This is a genomic window from Cytophaga aurantiaca DSM 3654, from assembly GCF_000379725.1.
GTDB lineage: Bacteria > Bacteroidota > Bacteroidia > Cytophagales > Cytophagaceae > Cytophaga > Cytophaga aurantiaca.
Genome location: NZ_KB903628.1, coordinates 46,441 through 62,589, shown reverse-complemented (window position 1 = coordinate 62,589; position 16,149 = coordinate 46,441). Strand labels below are relative to the sequence as shown.

Below are 16,149 nucleotides of genomic sequence, written 5' to 3'. Positions count from 1 at the left end.
AAATAAAATCAGGTATACAGGTGCTTTGAATAATATTGTCCAAGCGCCTATTTTTTAGTAGTTTAGAAGAATAAGTTTTTCAATATATGATGCAATTTTATCGTTTTAAAAACGTGCTTTTTTCAGTGGCCGTTTTTTTATTCCTGAATACGATCGTACTGGGCCAAGGCTGCAGCGATGCCGGTTTCTGTACCATGGGTGCCATGCGCCCCAATCAGAGCTTCGGCTCAAAAACAACAGTGAAACTGCGTTCGATAGAATTGCTGCAATATGTCGGTGTTACAAAATTCAACGATGTTATTCTTACATCGTTGGCAGATATCAATATTGGCATCGGCAAACGCGGATCCGTTCAGTTTAAACTACCGTATACCTTTGTATCCGGTGCTCTTGCCAATACCAATGGCCTGGCCGATATATCGTATTCCTATACGCATACAATTCTTTCTAAAAGCAATTATCAATTACTGGGAACCTTAGGAGGTAAACTTCCCGGTAATAATTCGGATAAGGAAGTCGTGGACAATCGCGCACGTCCATTACCGATGTATTATCAAACAAGTTTAGGTACCTATGATATTGTGGCCGGTGTTTCTTTTATAACACGCAAGTGGCTTCTGGCTGCAGGCTATCAGCAGGCGTTGAATAAAAACGGCAGTCAGTTCCGTTGGTCTGAGTGGACGACAAGTGAACAGTTTTCTACTGCTCTTGAATATCCGGTTTCATGGAACCTTCAGCGTGGTAAAGATGTGATGTTTCGGGTTGAGCGCAATTTCCGTTCAACAAAATGGAACGCGTATGTTGGCTTGCTGACAATCTATCGCCTTACAAGAGATGAAGTATCAAGAGGTACTGCACAGAGTAATTTTAGAGTAAAAGTAGATGGAACTACAGGCGCGGCAATCACAGCACTGACAGGATTTGGTTATCGGTTTTCAACATCTGTTGCAATTAAAGGAATGTTTGGATTGAAACTAATCAATCGCGATCACAATCCTGACGGACTATCCAGGGATTATGTATCGAGTTTAAGTATTGAGATCCGCCTATAATTTTTACCAGTCATTCAAGAAAATTTAGTATGAAGAAGTTCGGGTTTTTAGGATTGTTATTTGTATTGCAGGTATCCGCATTTGCACAGATACTTACTCAAAATCAAATCAAGGCAGATAGCTTATTTGAGTTGGGAGAGTATGCTTCGAGTATGGAATATTATTCGAAAGAAATTGCTTTATATAAGGAGTCGTCTGTTTCTTATTATCTGTATTGCCAGATACGGCGCGCAGAATGCGCCATACGGCTGAATGATCTGGATGCGGCGCAGGATATTGTAGATGAAGCAACAAAACATTGTTCGATAGATTTGTTCAACGAGCTGGCTTTGCTTAAAAATTGCAGAGCAAAGATCTATTATCAGAAGGGTTTGCTGGATCAGGCTGATTTTGAAATTTCAGATGCTATTGATCAGCTTACAATACACAGATTTTATTGGAAATCTGTATTGGCTGAATGCTACAACACTCAAGGTCTTATTAATTGGATACAAGGCAACGATGAAAAAGCCCTGGAGTATTTCAATGAATCGCTGAAGCTTCGAAGAGAGCTGCTTGATGAGGGCACAGCTCCATTATCTTCACCAGACATTGCAGCTGTATATAATAATATCGGTTTGGTATATTCCGGTTTTGATCTGGATGAATCCTTATACTATTATGAACTGGCTTTGCATATGTATCAGGATATATATTCACCTAACAATCCCGCATTGGCAGTGGCGTATAGCAATCTTGGACAGATCTACAGAAAACAAAAAGTATATAATACTTCTCTGGTGCAGTATGAAAAAGCATTAGCTATCTGGAACGAACGGTATAAAGATGCACATCCCAATAAGGCATTTGTCTACTCTAGTATTGCACAGGTTTTTCAGGAGAAAAAGGCATACGATTCATCTTTGGTATATGCAAACAAAGCTTTGGCTATATATCAGAAAGCGTATGGTGAAAAGCATCCGAATACGGCTGCCTGCTATACCTTGATCGGTGCTATTTATTCCGAGCAGCGTGATTATAATAGTGCATTAAAAGCACTGCAACAATCGTTGATTTCAAACTGCAGCTCATTCTCTTCAGCGGACTATACTGTTAATCCGAAGATAGAAGAATATTTCGACGGACAATTATTATTATCGACCTTAATGCACAAAGGTATTGTGTTGTCGAAACGTGAGGCTGAAAAAACATTGCGTATCAAAGACCTGACGCTGGCGCTCTCTACCTACCAATCCTGCGATACCCTATTGGATCAGCTCAGACAAACACGCACCGGTAAAAACGATAAACTTGCACTGGGTGTATACAGTTATGATGTGTATGATAAAAGTATTGAACTGTGTTTGCTCTTGTCCGAGAGTACATTTAAAAAGAAATATTATCTGAAGCTGGCGTATTATTTTGTTGAACGGAGTAAAGCGTCTGTATTGCAGGAATCCATTGCCGAATCAAAGGCAAAGGAGTTTGCCGGCATTCCCAACACGGAACTTGAAAAGGAAGACACCTACAAAACAAAAATTTCCTACCTGGAACAAAAGCTTGCCAAAGGGATTGCAGATGAGACAATGATGAAAAATGTAGCATCAGATTTATTTGATGCCAAACGTGAGTATGAATTTTTCATTCGTTCATTGGAGAAAAATTATCCTGCTTATTATAATTTGAAATACAATGTTCAGTCGATAACGATCGAAGCACTGCAGTCAAAATTAAAACCCGAGGATTGCATCCTGGAATATTTTGTTTCGGAAAGTACAAATACGGTTCGAGTATTTCGAATTACCAATAAAGAGTATAAGGTATATTCTATTCCGTTAATGGAAACATATGAAAAATATATTTCGGGAATGCGCAACTCCATTAAGTTTGACAATAAGCCTACATTTATTAAAACGTCAGCAGCACTGTACAAACAACTGATCCCTGCATTACCTAAAGCCTGTACACATTTGATTATCATTCCCGATGGTAAGATGGGCTCGATACCATTTGAAGCGTTGTTGAGAACGGTTCCTAAAATCGATACAGCTGCGTATGCTCAAATGGATTTTTTGATCAAACAGTTTTCGATCAGTTATACCTATGCAGGTTCTTTGTATGAAAACAAGCTGCAGCAAAAGTCATCTCAACGTGTATTGTTGTTTGCGCCGGTTGATTTCAGTGAGGCAAGCGATCTCACTTCCTTGCCGGGTACATTAAAAGAAGTGGATGCCTTGAATGATCTCTTTAAAAATAAAAGTCAGGTGACTTTGTTCACTTATAAAAATGCATCCAGAAAAGTATTGATCGGCGATTCGATTCGTCAATATTCCATCATTCACTTAGCTACACATGGCCTTGTAGATGAAGAACAGCCTGAACTTTCCTGTATCTATACCTATGGAACTTCTGAAGAAAATGACCGTATATATTCAGGCGACATTTATAATATGCACCTGAATGCTGATCTGGTAAGCTTATCGGCCTGCCAGACAGGCTTAGGTAAGATAGCGAAAGGAGAGGGCTTGATCGGTTTGTCCAGAGCCTTGTTCTATGCCGGCGCAGACAATATTACCGTGTCGTTATGGAAGGTTTCAGATGCATCTACACAAGTATATATGAATGATTTCTATGCCATCTATTTAAATGGAAATCAAAATGATTTTGCACAAGCATCACGTGAAGCAAAATTGAAATTGCTGAACTCATCTGAATTCAGCAATCCATATTACTGGTCCGCGTTTATATTGATTGGTAATTGATGAGTTATAGCTGATTAAAAAAATGAAGAGAATAAAAATATTAATGATCAATTATACAAGAATTGTATCCTTAGGATTGTCATTTTTATTTTTTCTTAAAAGTGAAGCGCAGGTTTCTCCCGATTGGAAATACAAGAAAGAACTTTTTAGTTATTTAAATTCATTAAGCGACTCCGTTTATATCAGCGATAGAGTAGATCAGGAATTACTTCCATCTGCAAGCTGCACCGATACCGAGGTGCGTTATTATACCGTTACTAAATCCGGTGAGCAAATTCAGTTAGCCATTAAATCCAAAACATTCTTAGCATCTCAGCACGATATGCAATTAACAGATACTATTTTTTCTGTAGTCAATCATAAGAGAATAAGGGATTCAATTGTCGTGAGAAATAAGATCGATAGTACATTTGCTTACGGTGTCCAGGGAACGGTTCCTGCTACTGAAATTTCGAGCTTTATTATTCTTAGAAACAATATCAAACTGCAGATTCCTAAACAGACATATTCTGATCTGTATAACATTCATTTTTGTATTTTTCATAAAGCTCCTGAAGTGTATATAACGAAGGATAATAAATACCTCTATTTATACCTGCATGGCAGTGATGGAGCAAATCAATATTCAGTAAAATTTATTTTTGATAAAACGGGTTATGTTACACGTATTGTCAACAAGCATCCTTGTTTGGCAGACTTTGACTTTATAGATGGGTTTGGTTCGTGCGAGTAAGCATTAAGATTGCTATGTTGTGAATACGTTTCATGATAATACCTTGTCTCCTCAATATTGCTACAGAATAAATGTATTACTTATTGAATCAATATGAAAAATTGGATTGTATATAGCCTGATATCTATGTTCTTTGCAGGCCTGACATCGGTTATTGCAAAGTATGGAATGAAACACATCAGTTCAGATTTGGGCTTGGCTGTTCGAACAAGCGTTGTTTTTGTGTTTGTAATTTTGAATTTCATGGTGTTTCAGAATATTAAAGAAGTAGGTAATCTAACAACCAGGGCGGTTGTTTTTCTGATGATTTCTGGAGTTACAACATCTTTGTCCTGGATCTTTTATTATAAAGCCATAAAAATAGGAGAGGTATCTTATGTAGCGTCAATTGACAAAGGTAGCATTGTTATTACGCTGTTATTATCGATAATTCTATTGGGTGAACCTTTAACACCAAAGCTATTATTGGGAGCAGCTTTAATTATTGGTGGCATGTTGGTGTTAACAATTAAATAAAAATGAAAAAAATACTGATTGTTATTTTTCTATTTCCCATCACCTTGTTTGCACAAAGTGATAAAAGTATTTCAGCTAAAAATATTCCTAAAAATATCCCGGAATTTTTAGGTAAGTACTTTCCATCGCATGGCAAGGTATCGTATTTTATAGAGCAGGATGGAGATACGATGTGTTATGAAGCAGACTTTAAATACATGAAACAACAGTATTCGTTGCTTTTTGATACACTTGGAAATATGATTGAAAAAGAAATAAAAATTTCTTTTGACACACTTCCTGATCTAATTAAAAAATCGATTGAAGGGAAGCTCACAGTTGATTTGGAAAAATATAAAATAGAACAAACACAAACGGTAGATTACAGAGGTAAACTATTGTATGAGATTCAGGTTCGGGGCAAGAAAAATAAAGAGATAGAATTTTATGAATATTATTTTAATCGAGCAGGTGAGTTTGTGAAAGTTGAAACGATTGTTCTAAAGCCTATTCCAAGCCTTTATTAAATGAAAAAGTATTCTTTATACCTGCTGCTATTTATCGGCATTGGGGTTCATGTGCAGGCACAAAATCTTTCGTTCTATGGGTTTCTTCCCGCAATTTCGCAAACTGGTAGAATCAGTAATAAAATAGATTATAATTTTTTTGCATCCACAACGATCGATGCATTTAAAAGCATTCAAAATAATGTTGAATATCCTGCTAAAGATTTTCAACTCTACATTCAACCCAGTGTTATTTATAAATTTTCACCCGATTTTAATGTGGCTGCAAGTTATACCTATCAACGCAATAACCCACTGACGGGCGATTACAGCAACGAACATCGGCTGTGGCAGCAATGCATTTTTAGCAAAAGTTTAAAAAAGACTAGAATAACAAATCGATTTCGTTTTGAAGAACGGTTTATACAGAATCGGGAAACCGGCGAATATCCATTCAGTACACGTTTAAGATATCAGTTGGGACTCAACCTGCCTTTGCAAGGAAAGACTCTGGATGTAAAAGAATTTTATTTTAATGCGTACAACGAATTTTACTTTAGTTTAACAGGAGCTAAAAATGCTATATATAGCGAAAACTGGACTTATTCAGGCATTGGTTATAAAATGTCAAATGCCACTAAGCTCGAAATGGGTTATCTGCTTCAAATAGCTGCCAGAGACAAGCAACAGGACTTGCGTTTTTTAAACTTACTGCAAGTTAGTTTGATTACTAATTTTGATTTTAAGCAGAAATAAAAATAAGATAAAGAATAATCATTTAAGAGATTACTTAGATAAAATATGTGCTTGAGATATATTATATCGGAGAGGAATATTGATAGGATTAATTTCTTATTCGAGAAGAACATGTTTAAAACATATCGCACTAAATATTTTTTGAAAAATAATTTTCTTTGTTGTCATAAAATAATGAATCCGGTAAAGATAAATAGCATCTTTACCGGATTCATTAGGAATGAATGATATGATAAGTAGAATTAGTGTTGGTTACCTGTACCGTCAGTTGGGTAAGCACCAAGGTCACCATTTGGAAGGCTAATAGTTGCCTTTAAGAATGGGTCCGTAATACTGCTAACAGAATTAATTGGGCTGAATGCTACGTTTCCTTTTCCAATTGCAGGAGAGCCAGCTTGTAATCTGAAGTTTGAAGTTCCGATAGAGTTCACGTCTCTTAAGTGCGGCGCATTTTGAGGAAGTGGGAAGTTAACAAACTTTGGATTGTTTGCCTGGATAATACTTGAAGGTGAGGTATAAGCTTGACCTAATTGATACGGGTTAGGTAAGAAAGAACTTGGCAACGGAATATCTGTAGTCATAGGTTTTGTAACATATCCTACAGGATAGTATTGATTAGTAACACTTGCTGAGTCACCATAGTTTAAAGTATTGCCATAAAATAAATGAAGTGTATCAGCAACTGTAGGTGTTCCATAAATTCTTAATCCGTATCTGCAATTCACAATGATGTTGTTGTATGCAATGCCTTTTGCACCTTCTTCATAGTTCATTGAACCACCACGTGCAGGGTCTATACTTCTGTAACCACCATTTACCATAGTGTTGTTGTACATACTTACATTGCATTGAGTTAAACCACCTTTGTTTGATGCTTTCAAACCATTTTTTGCAGTACCAATGATCATATTGTAAGCCATGTCACCTACAGTCCCGCTTTTTACGTTAACAGCTTCTCCATCATTGTAAGCAATCTTTTCAAAGGTATTTCTCATGATAGAAATCTTTCCACCTTTAACACGAGTACCATCTGTTGTAGTACCATAGATCCACGAGTCTTCTAAAATATACACACCATCTGGATTTTGGAAAAGTATAGTAAATAAATCATCTCCGGATTTATAACCAACAATAGGATTTGTACCAACATTACCCCCTGAATAATCTAAATGCGTCCATTTTACTACTAATAAAGGACACGTTACATCACACTGGATACCTCCCCATTGAGCCGTGAATGCTGGATCTGAGCTTGGATCTATAATTGAATTTGATTTTACCGTCTGATCTCCAGTAACACCCGTTATTGTATTTGGTGATGCTTTTGTTCCTAAAGACAAGAATGTACCTTTAACAACTAATTGTGCAGAAGGATTGATGGCTAATAATTTTACACCGGATTGCATTACTAATGTGTCACCAGCGTTTACAGTTACGGGAGTTGCAAAGTAATACGTTTTGCCAGCCAGCATTGTACCCTTTACACTACCGGATAAGGTATCATGTGTAATTGCTTGGCCAGCTTGAAATTGTGGTTCTGAAAGTGTAACGGTTTCGTCACTACTTTTTTTACAAGAAGAAATGCTTGCCAGTAAGCCGACAGCAACTCCCATTAGATAGATTTTTTTCATATTAGTTTATAGTTTGTTTATTTTCAATTTGTCTATTAAAATTTGTAACGAATACCTAGTAAGTAATTTTGTCCATAGTATTCTTTTTGAACTAAAATACGGTCATCGCGAGTTTGGCCATACAACACATTTGACCCACTGCGATAAGGATTGGGTTGCATGATTTCAACGAGTAAAGGAGAGTTTAAAATATTGGTAATTTTTGCGTAGAAAGTGAATTTCTTTTTTATTGTTTTCTCAAATGAAAAATCAAGTTGAGACATTCCTTTTTGCCAATAGTCCAAATCTTTATAAGGAGAGAGTTGAACAATTCTTCGACCTGTATAAACATATGCCAAAAGTATTTCTAATCCCTTTGTTTGATTTTTATATAAAAGCGAAATGTTTGCAATGTGTTTTGACTGCCCTTGCAGAGGCCTTGTTTGTCTTACTGTACTTGTTGTTAATTGATTGTTGTCATCTCTATAATAGTAGGCTTTATCTGTAGTTATGCTTGAATTTGTATAGGTATAATTCGATGTGAAACCTATTTTTCCAAAAAATTTAGTAAATACAAATTCAAATCCATAGTTTGTTGCAGTACCAAAATTTTGAGGTTGCAGTAATGAACCCGATGTACCACTTTTTACATAAGCTATTTCAATTGGGTTTAAAATATTTTTATAAAAAACTCCAACCAAAATTTGATCGAGCGCTTTTGGGAAAAATTCATATCTCAAATCAAAGTTCTTAGCTTGTGTATGTTTTAAATAAGGATTTCCAGCTTCTGTGAAATATTCTCCTTGAATATTATAAGGAATGATTTCAAAATAACTTGGTCTACTGATGGATTTAAAATAAGAGAATCGCAAGTTTTGTTTTGAATTAATCATGTATTTCAAATGAAGACTTGGCAGCATATCTGTGTAAGAAATGCTGCCTGACTTTCCTGCAAATGAGGAAGGCATTACTGTTTCAAATTTTTGAAGAGTGTTTTCAATCCGCACGCCACTTAATACCTGAAGTTTAGAAAATAATAGAAATTTAATCTGCCCGTAGTAAGCTAATATGTTTTCTGAACACACATATGTGTTCGGGTTGACGGGACTACCTTGACTCGCAGCCTGAGATATAAATAAATATTTATCTGGAGTAAATGCTCCATCGAATGGCGGTATGATTCCACCATTCGATTTGGGAGTCAATTTATATTCAGTGTAGTAATTATCTCTGGTCTTATGTCTGTACATTCCGCCTGCAGACAGTTCCACTTTGCTTACAGCTAATTTTTTAAGTGCAAGATCTAAGCTTGCAGGTGACCATGATAGATTTAAATATCCCGATTTATCTTCATCTGAATTGTGTTGCCATCTTCGAGGTAAGTATCCGAGTGTTTCAGGAGTAATCACCTGATTTCCGTTCGCATCTTTACTTACGTTTTTTGTTAAAGATGTTTCAGACCAATCCGGCAGATTACTTTTAGCTAATGAATATACAGCTGACCAGTTTATTTTAACTGTTCCTGCTAGGGTATGATTGCCTTGTAATGTTGTATTGTAGATAGTTTGTTTTTGAAATCTTGATCTATCTAAAAGATAAACATTACCAGTCCCTGTACCTGTTCTGCTGATTGAAAGTGCAGTATCAATGGTGTGTCTAGTTTGCAATTCATTCATTTGTAGATATACATTGTACAGACTTATGGTATGATTTTTATTAATTTGGTAATCAAGTTTTGAATGTACCCCGCCACGTGTTAGTTGCGTTGAATATTGTCTTAAATAGATATCATCAAATGTTGGTACATTCCCAGGTAGCGGTTGAGTGTTTGGATTGAAAAAAACACTATTGGTGGCTCTGTATGTGTTTTGATAGCTTCCAGCTAAAACAACTCCAAATTTATTTTTGAAAAATCGTTTTGCTAATGTGATACCAGCAATGCCATTAATAGGAGCTTTAATATTATGGTATGTGAAATTGTTATAATTGAAATCATACGTCGATGCTTGGTAATCTTGTCCATGAATTTCTCCTAAAGATGTTTTTTGAATTGAATTTGGATCGAATTTTGAATAGCTTCGATCAAAAAACATTTGACTATAACCAGTTGCTAAATTGACATTGAATATGGGTGTATACGGAGCACTTTTCATAACCATATTTACAACACCACCTATTGCATCGCCTTCCATTGAAGGGGTTAAGGCTTTAATTACTTCCAATCGTTCTAATAAGTCTGCTGGAAAAAGATCCAAAGGGACATACCTATTTTTATTATCCGGACTTGGAATTTTTATTCCATTTACGAGTGTATAGTTGTATCTGGGGTCCATACCTCTAACAATCGCATAACGACCATCACCATTGCTTGAACGTTCAATCGATACACCAGATACGCGTTGCAGTACGTTTGCAACGGTGATGTCCGGCAAGATCTGTATGGTGTTTGCAGATACTACGTTTATTACATTGTCCGCATTCTGCTCTGTTTTTCTTGCTAATGTATCGGATTCGGCTCCATATGAATGCGAACCCGTTATAACAACTTCAGCTGTTAATGTATCGTGCACCATATAAAAGTTTAATGTATAATGATTCATATCATTTGTGATGTGGATGCTTTTGCTTTGATGTAAGTATCCTAGATGACCTACAATAAAAGTGTATTCACCTGTAGGTATATTTTTAATAATGAACCCGCCATCAAAATCCGTAGCAGCACCTATATGACTTTGATTTTTTTCGCGAATGATAGCTCCGATCAGCGCCTCCTGTGTCTCGACATCTTTTATGTGCCCCTGAATTGTTGCTGCTGAGATGGTTTGTACAATAAAGAATAGTACAAAGAGTATAATGAATTTAATTATAGAACGCATGCCGCAAGTTGGCATGATATTATTATTAGGATGTTATTTAAAAATCAGTACTGTGTTAATTTCTAAGGCTGTTTCATAATTTTCATAACAGCAAATTGTTAATTCCTTAATATTGCAGTATTGATAAATAAATAGTTTCTATCTTTGTAAGTACATAATTGAATGCATATGAACTGGATCATATTAATTATCGCAGGTTTATTTGAAGTGATCTTCGCCTTTTGTTTGGGTAAAGCCAAAGAAACAACCGGAACCACTTCGTATTTGTGGTTATTGGCATTTGCCATTACATCAACGATAAGCATGTACTTATTATATCGCGCTATACAAACGTTGCCTATTGGAACATCTTATGCAGTATGGACAGGTATTGGTGCTGTGGGAACAGTGATTGTAGGTATTTTATTTTTTAAAGAACCGGCAGAATTCTGGCGCTTATTCTTTTTAACTACCTTGATCGCTTCTATTGTAGGATTAAAATTTGTTGCACATTAAAAAATAAATCTAAAACTTGAGGTATATTATTTTTTCGAATACTCCTCAAGTTTTTTCTTTTCAGTTGTGCTTAAGCTATTCATACCTCTTGCAGAGATCTTATCTAAGATCGCGTCAATCTCTTTTTGTTGTTTTGTTTTTTCCAGATTGTAGCGATGATCGATGGAAAGATGCTCGTCGTGATTTTTGAAAAATAAATTATCGATCAGTAAAGCTTGAGGTTTTAACAATACAAATAAGATAAAAGCAATTGCGGGAATCAATATGATCAAAACAGTGAATGTATTGTATCGCAGCACTTCAGGTTTTGTAATGAGCGCGATCAATACACCAATGACCAAGCCTCCTAAATGCGCTTCGTGGCCTATGTTATCACGCTTCGACCGAACACCGTAAATTGTATAGAGTACGTAAATAAGTCCGAAGAGCCATGCAGGAATATAAATGGGCATGAATAATAAACTTAATTCCATTCCCGGGAAAAGTACAATGGAAGCAAATACAACGCCGCTTACAGCACCTGATGCGCCAACAGCAGTGTAATCACCGTGGTTGCGATGTACAAATAGCGAAAACAGATCTCCGCCGATCAAGCTTGCAAAATAAATAATAGTGAAAGGAATAATTCCTAAGTACGTTTCAATGCTACCACTGAAAGCATACAGCGTATACATGTTAAAAATAAAATGAAACCAGCCTATATGCAGAAATCCGGATGTGATAATGCGTTTATAATCTTTATGTACAAGTATCTGATCGACATCAAATTTATAGCGATCAAAAAATACCTGACTGCGTAATCCCTGATACGTAAAGATTAGATTAATAAGAATTAAAATTACTGCAATGATACCTGTTTCATTCATTGGTTATTCGGGATATACTTAATACGATAAGACCATCGCTACAGCTATTATGTAGCCTATGCCCAAAGCAGTACTCAATTTACGGATGTCAATGTTTTTAACTTCTTCGGGTTCGTAAATGGCATTCACCAAAATGACTACCATAAAATTCAGTAAGACGACTATAAAGGTGAGCCAGAATAAATAATCGGCTTTTGTAAGATTGTCGGACGAGGGCGTAGAAGCCGAGAACGAAATAGAGAATGCAACGATCGACATAAAGACACCAATACTTACTTCTCCTAAGTTTTCAAAACTGATATCTTTAATGAACAGTAAACTGATCGAGATCAAACCGATCAATACCAAAGGCAATACAATTTCTAATAACGGAGTTGTTCTTTTTCTGCTTACATTCAAACGGAAGAAAATATTTTTGAATTCGTATAATTTTTCTTCTTCCATATCCGGATCCCCATACATACCCAGATTGATCTCGTTGTCTACGGTTACATAGTATTTCAACTTGTTCCATTCAGTGATCTTGAATTTATCGATCTTGCTTGTATCCAGGTCAAAACTTTTCTGATCGAAGGAAACTTTTAATTTGGTAGCCGGACTTAAAATTTCAGCTCGTACAAATATTTCCTGTGCATCAAACGGATATTGATGTAATTGATAGTTCACATAAAAAATACCGGATACTTTATATAATTTATAGATTGTACTACCGTCTGTTTTTTCAAAGATCAATTCTTTCGAACTTTCATTTTGTTTCATGTTCTGAAAAATAATATACTTCTCAGCATCTCGGTTGTTCGAATCCAATTTGATCCAGTAATAAAAATCAGATGTAAATGAATTTTCATCCATATTGATGTCATAAATATCTGAGATCTCCATTCCGAAAAATAAATTCGGAATTACATCTCTGTATTCATTCAACTGCAGCGGACATGAGTGGAAACGTCCTGCCTGATATTGTGTAAAGAATATTTCAGGGACAAGATTCAGTATACTATCAAACTGATAGATGTCATCTGCTTCACGAACGATTTGATTGGGGAGTTTTTGAAAGTAGGTAGTGAAATCTTTTTTAGATAAGTTAGTTGTATCGTGGACATGATCAAATTTATTTCGGATCATTTCAACGGCATCGTAACAACGTTCTACAAATAGTGGGTGATTAGAGTTTTGAAAATAATCCGGAAACTCTGTTTTCAGTTCAACAATGTCATTATACAAGGTCTTTGTTAACGCATCCGTCGGGTTGCTGATAATGATCAGGTCGTTGTCATTTTTATTTCCGAAGTTTTGAAGATACGTTGGGTTTACAACATAAGCATGGCCCAATGCATGAATTTTGGTAAAGCGCTTATTGATGTAGTTGATCAGTTTGTTTCCGATATCTGCGTGTACACTTAGTACCAGTAAGGTATTTTCTTCAGAAGGATATTGTTTGTAGTAGGAATCAATGCTGTTGTAAAGAGCAATTGAATCCGCTTCTTTAAAAGCTTTACCTTTTACAGAAAACAGTTTATTTACTGTGATGTTATTGTCATTGAATGCTTTTAAATACGTGCCATGCAATTCGTAATCTTCTTCACTGATAAAATTGATCTTGTTGATATGCAATACTTTTGTAAGGTAAGCTACAATATCATACGGAACGTTATCCTGACTTCCTGTAAATATTGCGCTTTTCCCGAAGTCGTATCCATTACGATCTGCATTGATTGCTATGATGGGAATGTTGTTCTCTTTAATTGTTTGAGCACATTTATTAATGTGCTGCCCCCACGTATTATCGATTACGGCAACAATGTTTGAATCTTTTGCAATTTCTTTATAAATGGAATCACTGACAAAACCATCTTTTCTGCAATCAAAAACTTTTAATTGAAGATCTGTGTATGGAAGATTTAGCTCTTTTAAATATTTTTTTAAAGTAACCTCGTGCATGAGGTCGAATTTATTCAAAGGTTGCTTTGAGATTGGAACAGTATCTGCAGCATTGGTATATCTGCCTATATAAGCGACATACTTTACGGATTTTTTCTTTGGGAAAAATGTATTCCAATACGAATACGTAAATAATATAGCTGCTAGTAGAATAACTGCTGCAAGCAAAAACCTGAATTTATATAAAAAAAGCTTCATTAATTTATTTACTTAAAGTAAAACAATTGAAACAGTCGGGGTATTCCTATTAAATGAATCTAAGAAAAGATTGCGGATGTTTTGATTTAAACACTCTATATTTTTTGCAAAGCGGATACAACGCAACCAGTATTCCAATCCATACGATGTAGACAACCCCAAGCGAGTAGCCGTGTTGAGCCGTTATTTCTGTTACGCCGGACGCAATAGTAGTCGATTCAATAGTTTGAAAATTTGTTAGAATAAATAGAATGATAGCTAGTAAATGTATGACAAAAATATGGATGATATAAAAGAACATGGACACTTTACCGAACAGTGCGAGGTATTGGTGCACCTTGAATTTAGGCGATTCGGTTCTGGATAATAAAAAGAAAATAATAGACAGTGTGATCAGAATATAATCCAATGACATAGGATATTTTGTCACATTTAAAAAACTGAAAAAAGTGCGATAAGAGTGTTGATTAGATACCCAGGGAGTTGGATCACCATATTCATTTACCAGACGCAGTGTTATAAAAGATAAGAGTAATAGAATGGATAATCGTTTGAATAACGCTATACGTTCTTCTTTGCTATCTTCTGTAAAAAGATTCCCCATGCCGTAGCCTAGGCAGATCAAGCCATACATAGGGAGTATCGGATACAAGACATGCACACTGAAATTTTTAGATAGCGCAACCGTGCCGGATTGATGAAGGATGTGCCAGAGCAGCGCACCAAATCCTTCGCCTCCGCTTGTGATGCTATCAAGTGTATTGTGCCCGATCAGTATAATTACTCCTAAAATAAAGATCACGTTTGGTTTAAGCCAGCTTGTACACGCAAGCAATACCATACTGATTCCTAATGCCCATATTACAAGCAGTCCCAGGCTTGAATAATCGAAGTTGAAATGCCATGCAAATTTGACCAACGTAAATTCGATCAGGATCAGGATTAATCCTCTACTGAAAAGGTACGAAGTGGAATTTTTTAATCCATGTTTTTTAAAATACATGTATGCAGAAATGCCTGAAAGCCATGCAAAACCTGGAGCGCATATATGTGTAATGAAACGTGTAGCAAATAATGCAGCATACGTTTTTTCGTGATCGGTGGGAGAAAATGCAAAGGCATCCGCTAAGAAATAATCACGAACATGGTCCAGTGCCATTAGTATGATGAGTATTCCACGAAGTATATCAATCGATTGAATGCGACTGTCTGAAGACAGTGCAGATGTTGTATGCTTATTCACTCTCAGTAAGGGGAGGGGTATATGCTTCAGCCGGTATAAAGAAATACATATGCTTAAGCTTTTGTTTATTTTTAGCCAGATCGAATTGGATCAATCCTGTTTCAGTTTTAGAGTCGTGTACGGCTTTTAAACCTTTAAACGAAAGGAATTCGAGTGCATCATTGGTAGAGTTACTATTGTAACGCAAGAGTGCAGTACCATTGCCGCTCAGTTTAATGACATTGCAGAAAATTATGTAACGCTTGCGATGAAAGGCTTCCAGATCTTTTAGTCCGAGCTGCGCACAAGCAAACGACTTTTCAAAATGCGCAACAATACTTACCGGATTTACTAATAAAATGCTATCGGCCAATTCCAGTACCTGTTTGTATTGCCCCGATCTATTAAGAGGTTTTATTAAATTTTCCTTAAACTCATTTTCCTTCGAATAATAATTCGGAGAAGTTTGATAACCGTAGTAGATGAGTTGAAAGTCTTCAATGGTAAGGGTTGTATCCGATGCATTTAAACGTGCAACCAACTTATTATAGCCACCGCGTTCTGCAAGCAATACATTCGTACGCACCGTATCCACTTGTGCAAAAGCAACAAGCGATAACAGCAGACTCAATATACTTACCGCGGCTTTGATCATTGG

13 protein-coding genes are annotated in these 16,149 nt (G+C 36.0%); 7 read left to right on the top strand and 6 right to left on the bottom strand.

Annotation, left to right across the window (positions count from 1 at the left end):
- Window positions 1-86 precede the first annotated feature (86 nt).
- The 6 genes from A3EE_RS21945 to A3EE_RS0106525 all read left to right on the top strand — a co-directional run bounded on the left by A3EE_RS21945 (window position 87) and on the right by A3EE_RS0106525 (window position 6,283).
- Window positions 87-1,052 carry a hypothetical protein gene (locus A3EE_RS21945; RefSeq protein WP_018342641.1) on the top strand — a complete coding sequence of 322 codons (966 nt, stop codon included), beginning with the start codon at window positions 87-89 and terminating at the stop codon, window positions 1,050-1,052.
- A 29-nt stretch (window positions 1,053-1,081) separates the two neighbouring features.
- A complete protein-coding gene (locus A3EE_RS0106545; RefSeq protein ID WP_018342640.1) occupies window positions 1,082-3,793 on the top strand; it encodes a CHAT domain-containing protein in 2,712 nt (903 codons plus the stop codon).
- A 22-nt stretch (window positions 3,794-3,815) separates the two neighbouring features.
- The gene (locus A3EE_RS0106540; RefSeq protein WP_157446916.1) at window positions 3,816-4,526 is read left to right on the top strand and encodes a hypothetical protein; all 711 of its coding nucleotides are present in this window, start codon (window positions 3,816-3,818) and stop codon (window positions 4,524-4,526) included.
- A 93-nt stretch (window positions 4,527-4,619) separates the two neighbouring features.
- Window positions 4,620-5,042 (top strand): EamA family transporter, encoded by a 423-nt coding sequence (locus tag A3EE_RS0106535; RefSeq protein WP_026209634.1) that lies wholly within the window; start codon window positions 4,620-4,622, stop codon window positions 5,040-5,042.
- 2 nt (window positions 5,043-5,044) lie between these two features.
- Complete coding sequence (locus A3EE_RS0106530) at window positions 5,045-5,548, top strand: hypothetical protein (RefSeq protein ID WP_018342637.1); 504 nt, start codon at window positions 5,045-5,047, stop codon at window positions 5,546-5,548.
- Window positions 5,549-6,283 (top strand): DUF2490 domain-containing protein, encoded by a 735-nt coding sequence (locus A3EE_RS0106525; RefSeq protein WP_018342636.1) that lies wholly within the window; start codon window positions 5,549-5,551, stop codon window positions 6,281-6,283. It abuts the gene before it with no gap.
- A gap of 242 nt (window positions 6,284-6,525) precedes the next feature.
- On the opposite strand, the gene A3EE_RS0106520 is transcribed toward A3EE_RS0106525, so the two are convergent.
- Window positions 6,526-7,914, bottom strand: a complete 1,389-nt coding sequence (locus tag A3EE_RS0106520) for a hypothetical protein (RefSeq protein WP_018342635.1) — start codon at window positions 7,912-7,914, stop codon at window positions 6,526-6,528.
- Window positions 7,915-7,949: 35 nt separating this feature from the next.
- On the bottom strand, window positions 7,950-10,769 hold the full coding sequence (locus A3EE_RS0106515) for a TonB-dependent receptor (RefSeq protein ID WP_026209632.1): 2,820 nt from the start codon (window positions 10,767-10,769) through the stop codon (window positions 7,950-7,952).
- 168 nt (window positions 10,770-10,937) lie between these two features.
- Here A3EE_RS0106515 and A3EE_RS0106510 point away from each other — a divergent pair, with 168 nt between their 5' ends.
- Window positions 10,938-11,264: a DMT family transporter gene (locus A3EE_RS0106510; RefSeq protein WP_018342633.1), complete on the top strand. Its 327-nt coding sequence runs from the start codon at window positions 10,938-10,940 to the stop codon at window positions 11,262-11,264.
- A gap of 26 nt (window positions 11,265-11,290) precedes the next feature.
- Here A3EE_RS0106510 and A3EE_RS0106505 read toward each other — a convergent pair whose 3' ends face one another.
- Genes A3EE_RS0106505 through A3EE_RS0106490 form a run of 4 tightly spaced genes read right to left on the bottom strand, consistent with a single transcriptional unit; the run spans window position 11,291 to window position 16,146 of the window.
- The gene (locus A3EE_RS0106505) at window positions 11,291-12,130 is read right to left on the bottom strand and encodes a rhomboid family intramembrane serine protease (RefSeq protein ID WP_018342632.1); all 840 of its coding nucleotides are present in this window, start codon (window positions 12,128-12,130) and stop codon (window positions 11,291-11,293) included.
- Window positions 12,131-12,148: 18 nt separating this feature from the next.
- Complete coding sequence (locus A3EE_RS0106500; protein WP_018342631.1) at window positions 12,149-14,269, bottom strand: hypothetical protein; 2,121 nt, start codon at window positions 14,267-14,269, stop codon at window positions 12,149-12,151.
- Window positions 14,270-14,318: 49 nt separating this feature from the next.
- Window positions 14,319-15,512 (bottom strand): acetyltransferase domain-containing protein, encoded by a 1,194-nt coding sequence (locus A3EE_RS0106495; RefSeq protein ID WP_018342630.1) that lies wholly within the window; start codon window positions 15,510-15,512, stop codon window positions 14,319-14,321.
- Window positions 15,505-16,146 carry a DUF4919 domain-containing protein gene (locus A3EE_RS0106490; RefSeq protein WP_018342629.1) on the bottom strand — a complete coding sequence of 214 codons (642 nt, stop codon included), beginning with the start codon at window positions 16,144-16,146 and terminating at the stop codon, window positions 15,505-15,507. Before A3EE_RS0106490 ends, A3EE_RS0106495 begins: the two co-directional genes overlap by 8 nt.
- Window positions 16,147-16,149: the final 3 nt, after the last annotated feature.

Bases quoted from the DNA above. Each gene is read 5' to 3' on its own strand.
- A3EE_RS0106505 (WP_018342632.1), bottom strand. From the start codon at position 12,130: ATGAATGAAACAGGTATCATTGCAGTAATTTTAATTCTTATTAATCTA.
- A3EE_RS0106525 (WP_018342636.1), top strand. From the start codon at position 5,549: ATGAAAAAGTATTCTTTATACCTGCTGCTATTTATCGGCATTGGGGTT.
- A3EE_RS0106545 (WP_018342640.1), top strand. From the start codon at position 1,082: ATGAAGAAGTTCGGGTTTTTAGGATTGTTATTTGTATTGCAGGTATCC.
- A3EE_RS0106515 (WP_026209632.1), bottom strand. From the start codon at position 10,769: ATGCGTTCTATAATTAAATTCATTATACTCTTTGTACTATTCTTTATT.
- A3EE_RS0106530 (WP_018342637.1), top strand. From the start codon at position 5,045: ATGAAAAAAATACTGATTGTTATTTTTCTATTTCCCATCACCTTGTTT.
- A3EE_RS0106520 (WP_018342635.1), bottom strand. From the start codon at position 7,914: ATGAAAAAAATCTATCTAATGGGAGTTGCTGTCGGCTTACTGGCAAGC.
- A3EE_RS0106500 (WP_018342631.1), bottom strand. From the start codon at position 14,269: ATGAAGCTTTTTTTATATAAATTCAGGTTTTTGCTTGCAGCAGTTATT.
- A3EE_RS21945 (WP_018342641.1), top strand. From the start codon at position 87: ATGATGCAATTTTATCGTTTTAAAAACGTGCTTTTTTCAGTGGCCGTT.
- A3EE_RS0106510 (WP_018342633.1), top strand. From the start codon at position 10,938: ATGAACTGGATCATATTAATTATCGCAGGTTTATTTGAAGTGATCTTC.
- A3EE_RS0106490 (WP_018342629.1), bottom strand. From the start codon at position 16,146: ATGATCAAAGCCGCGGTAAGTATATTGAGTCTGCTGTTATCGCTTGTT.
- A3EE_RS0106540 (WP_157446916.1), top strand. From the start codon at position 3,816: ATGAAGAGAATAAAAATATTAATGATCAATTATACAAGAATTGTATCC.
- A3EE_RS0106535 (WP_026209634.1), top strand. From the start codon at position 4,620: ATGAAAAATTGGATTGTATATAGCCTGATATCTATGTTCTTTGCAGGC.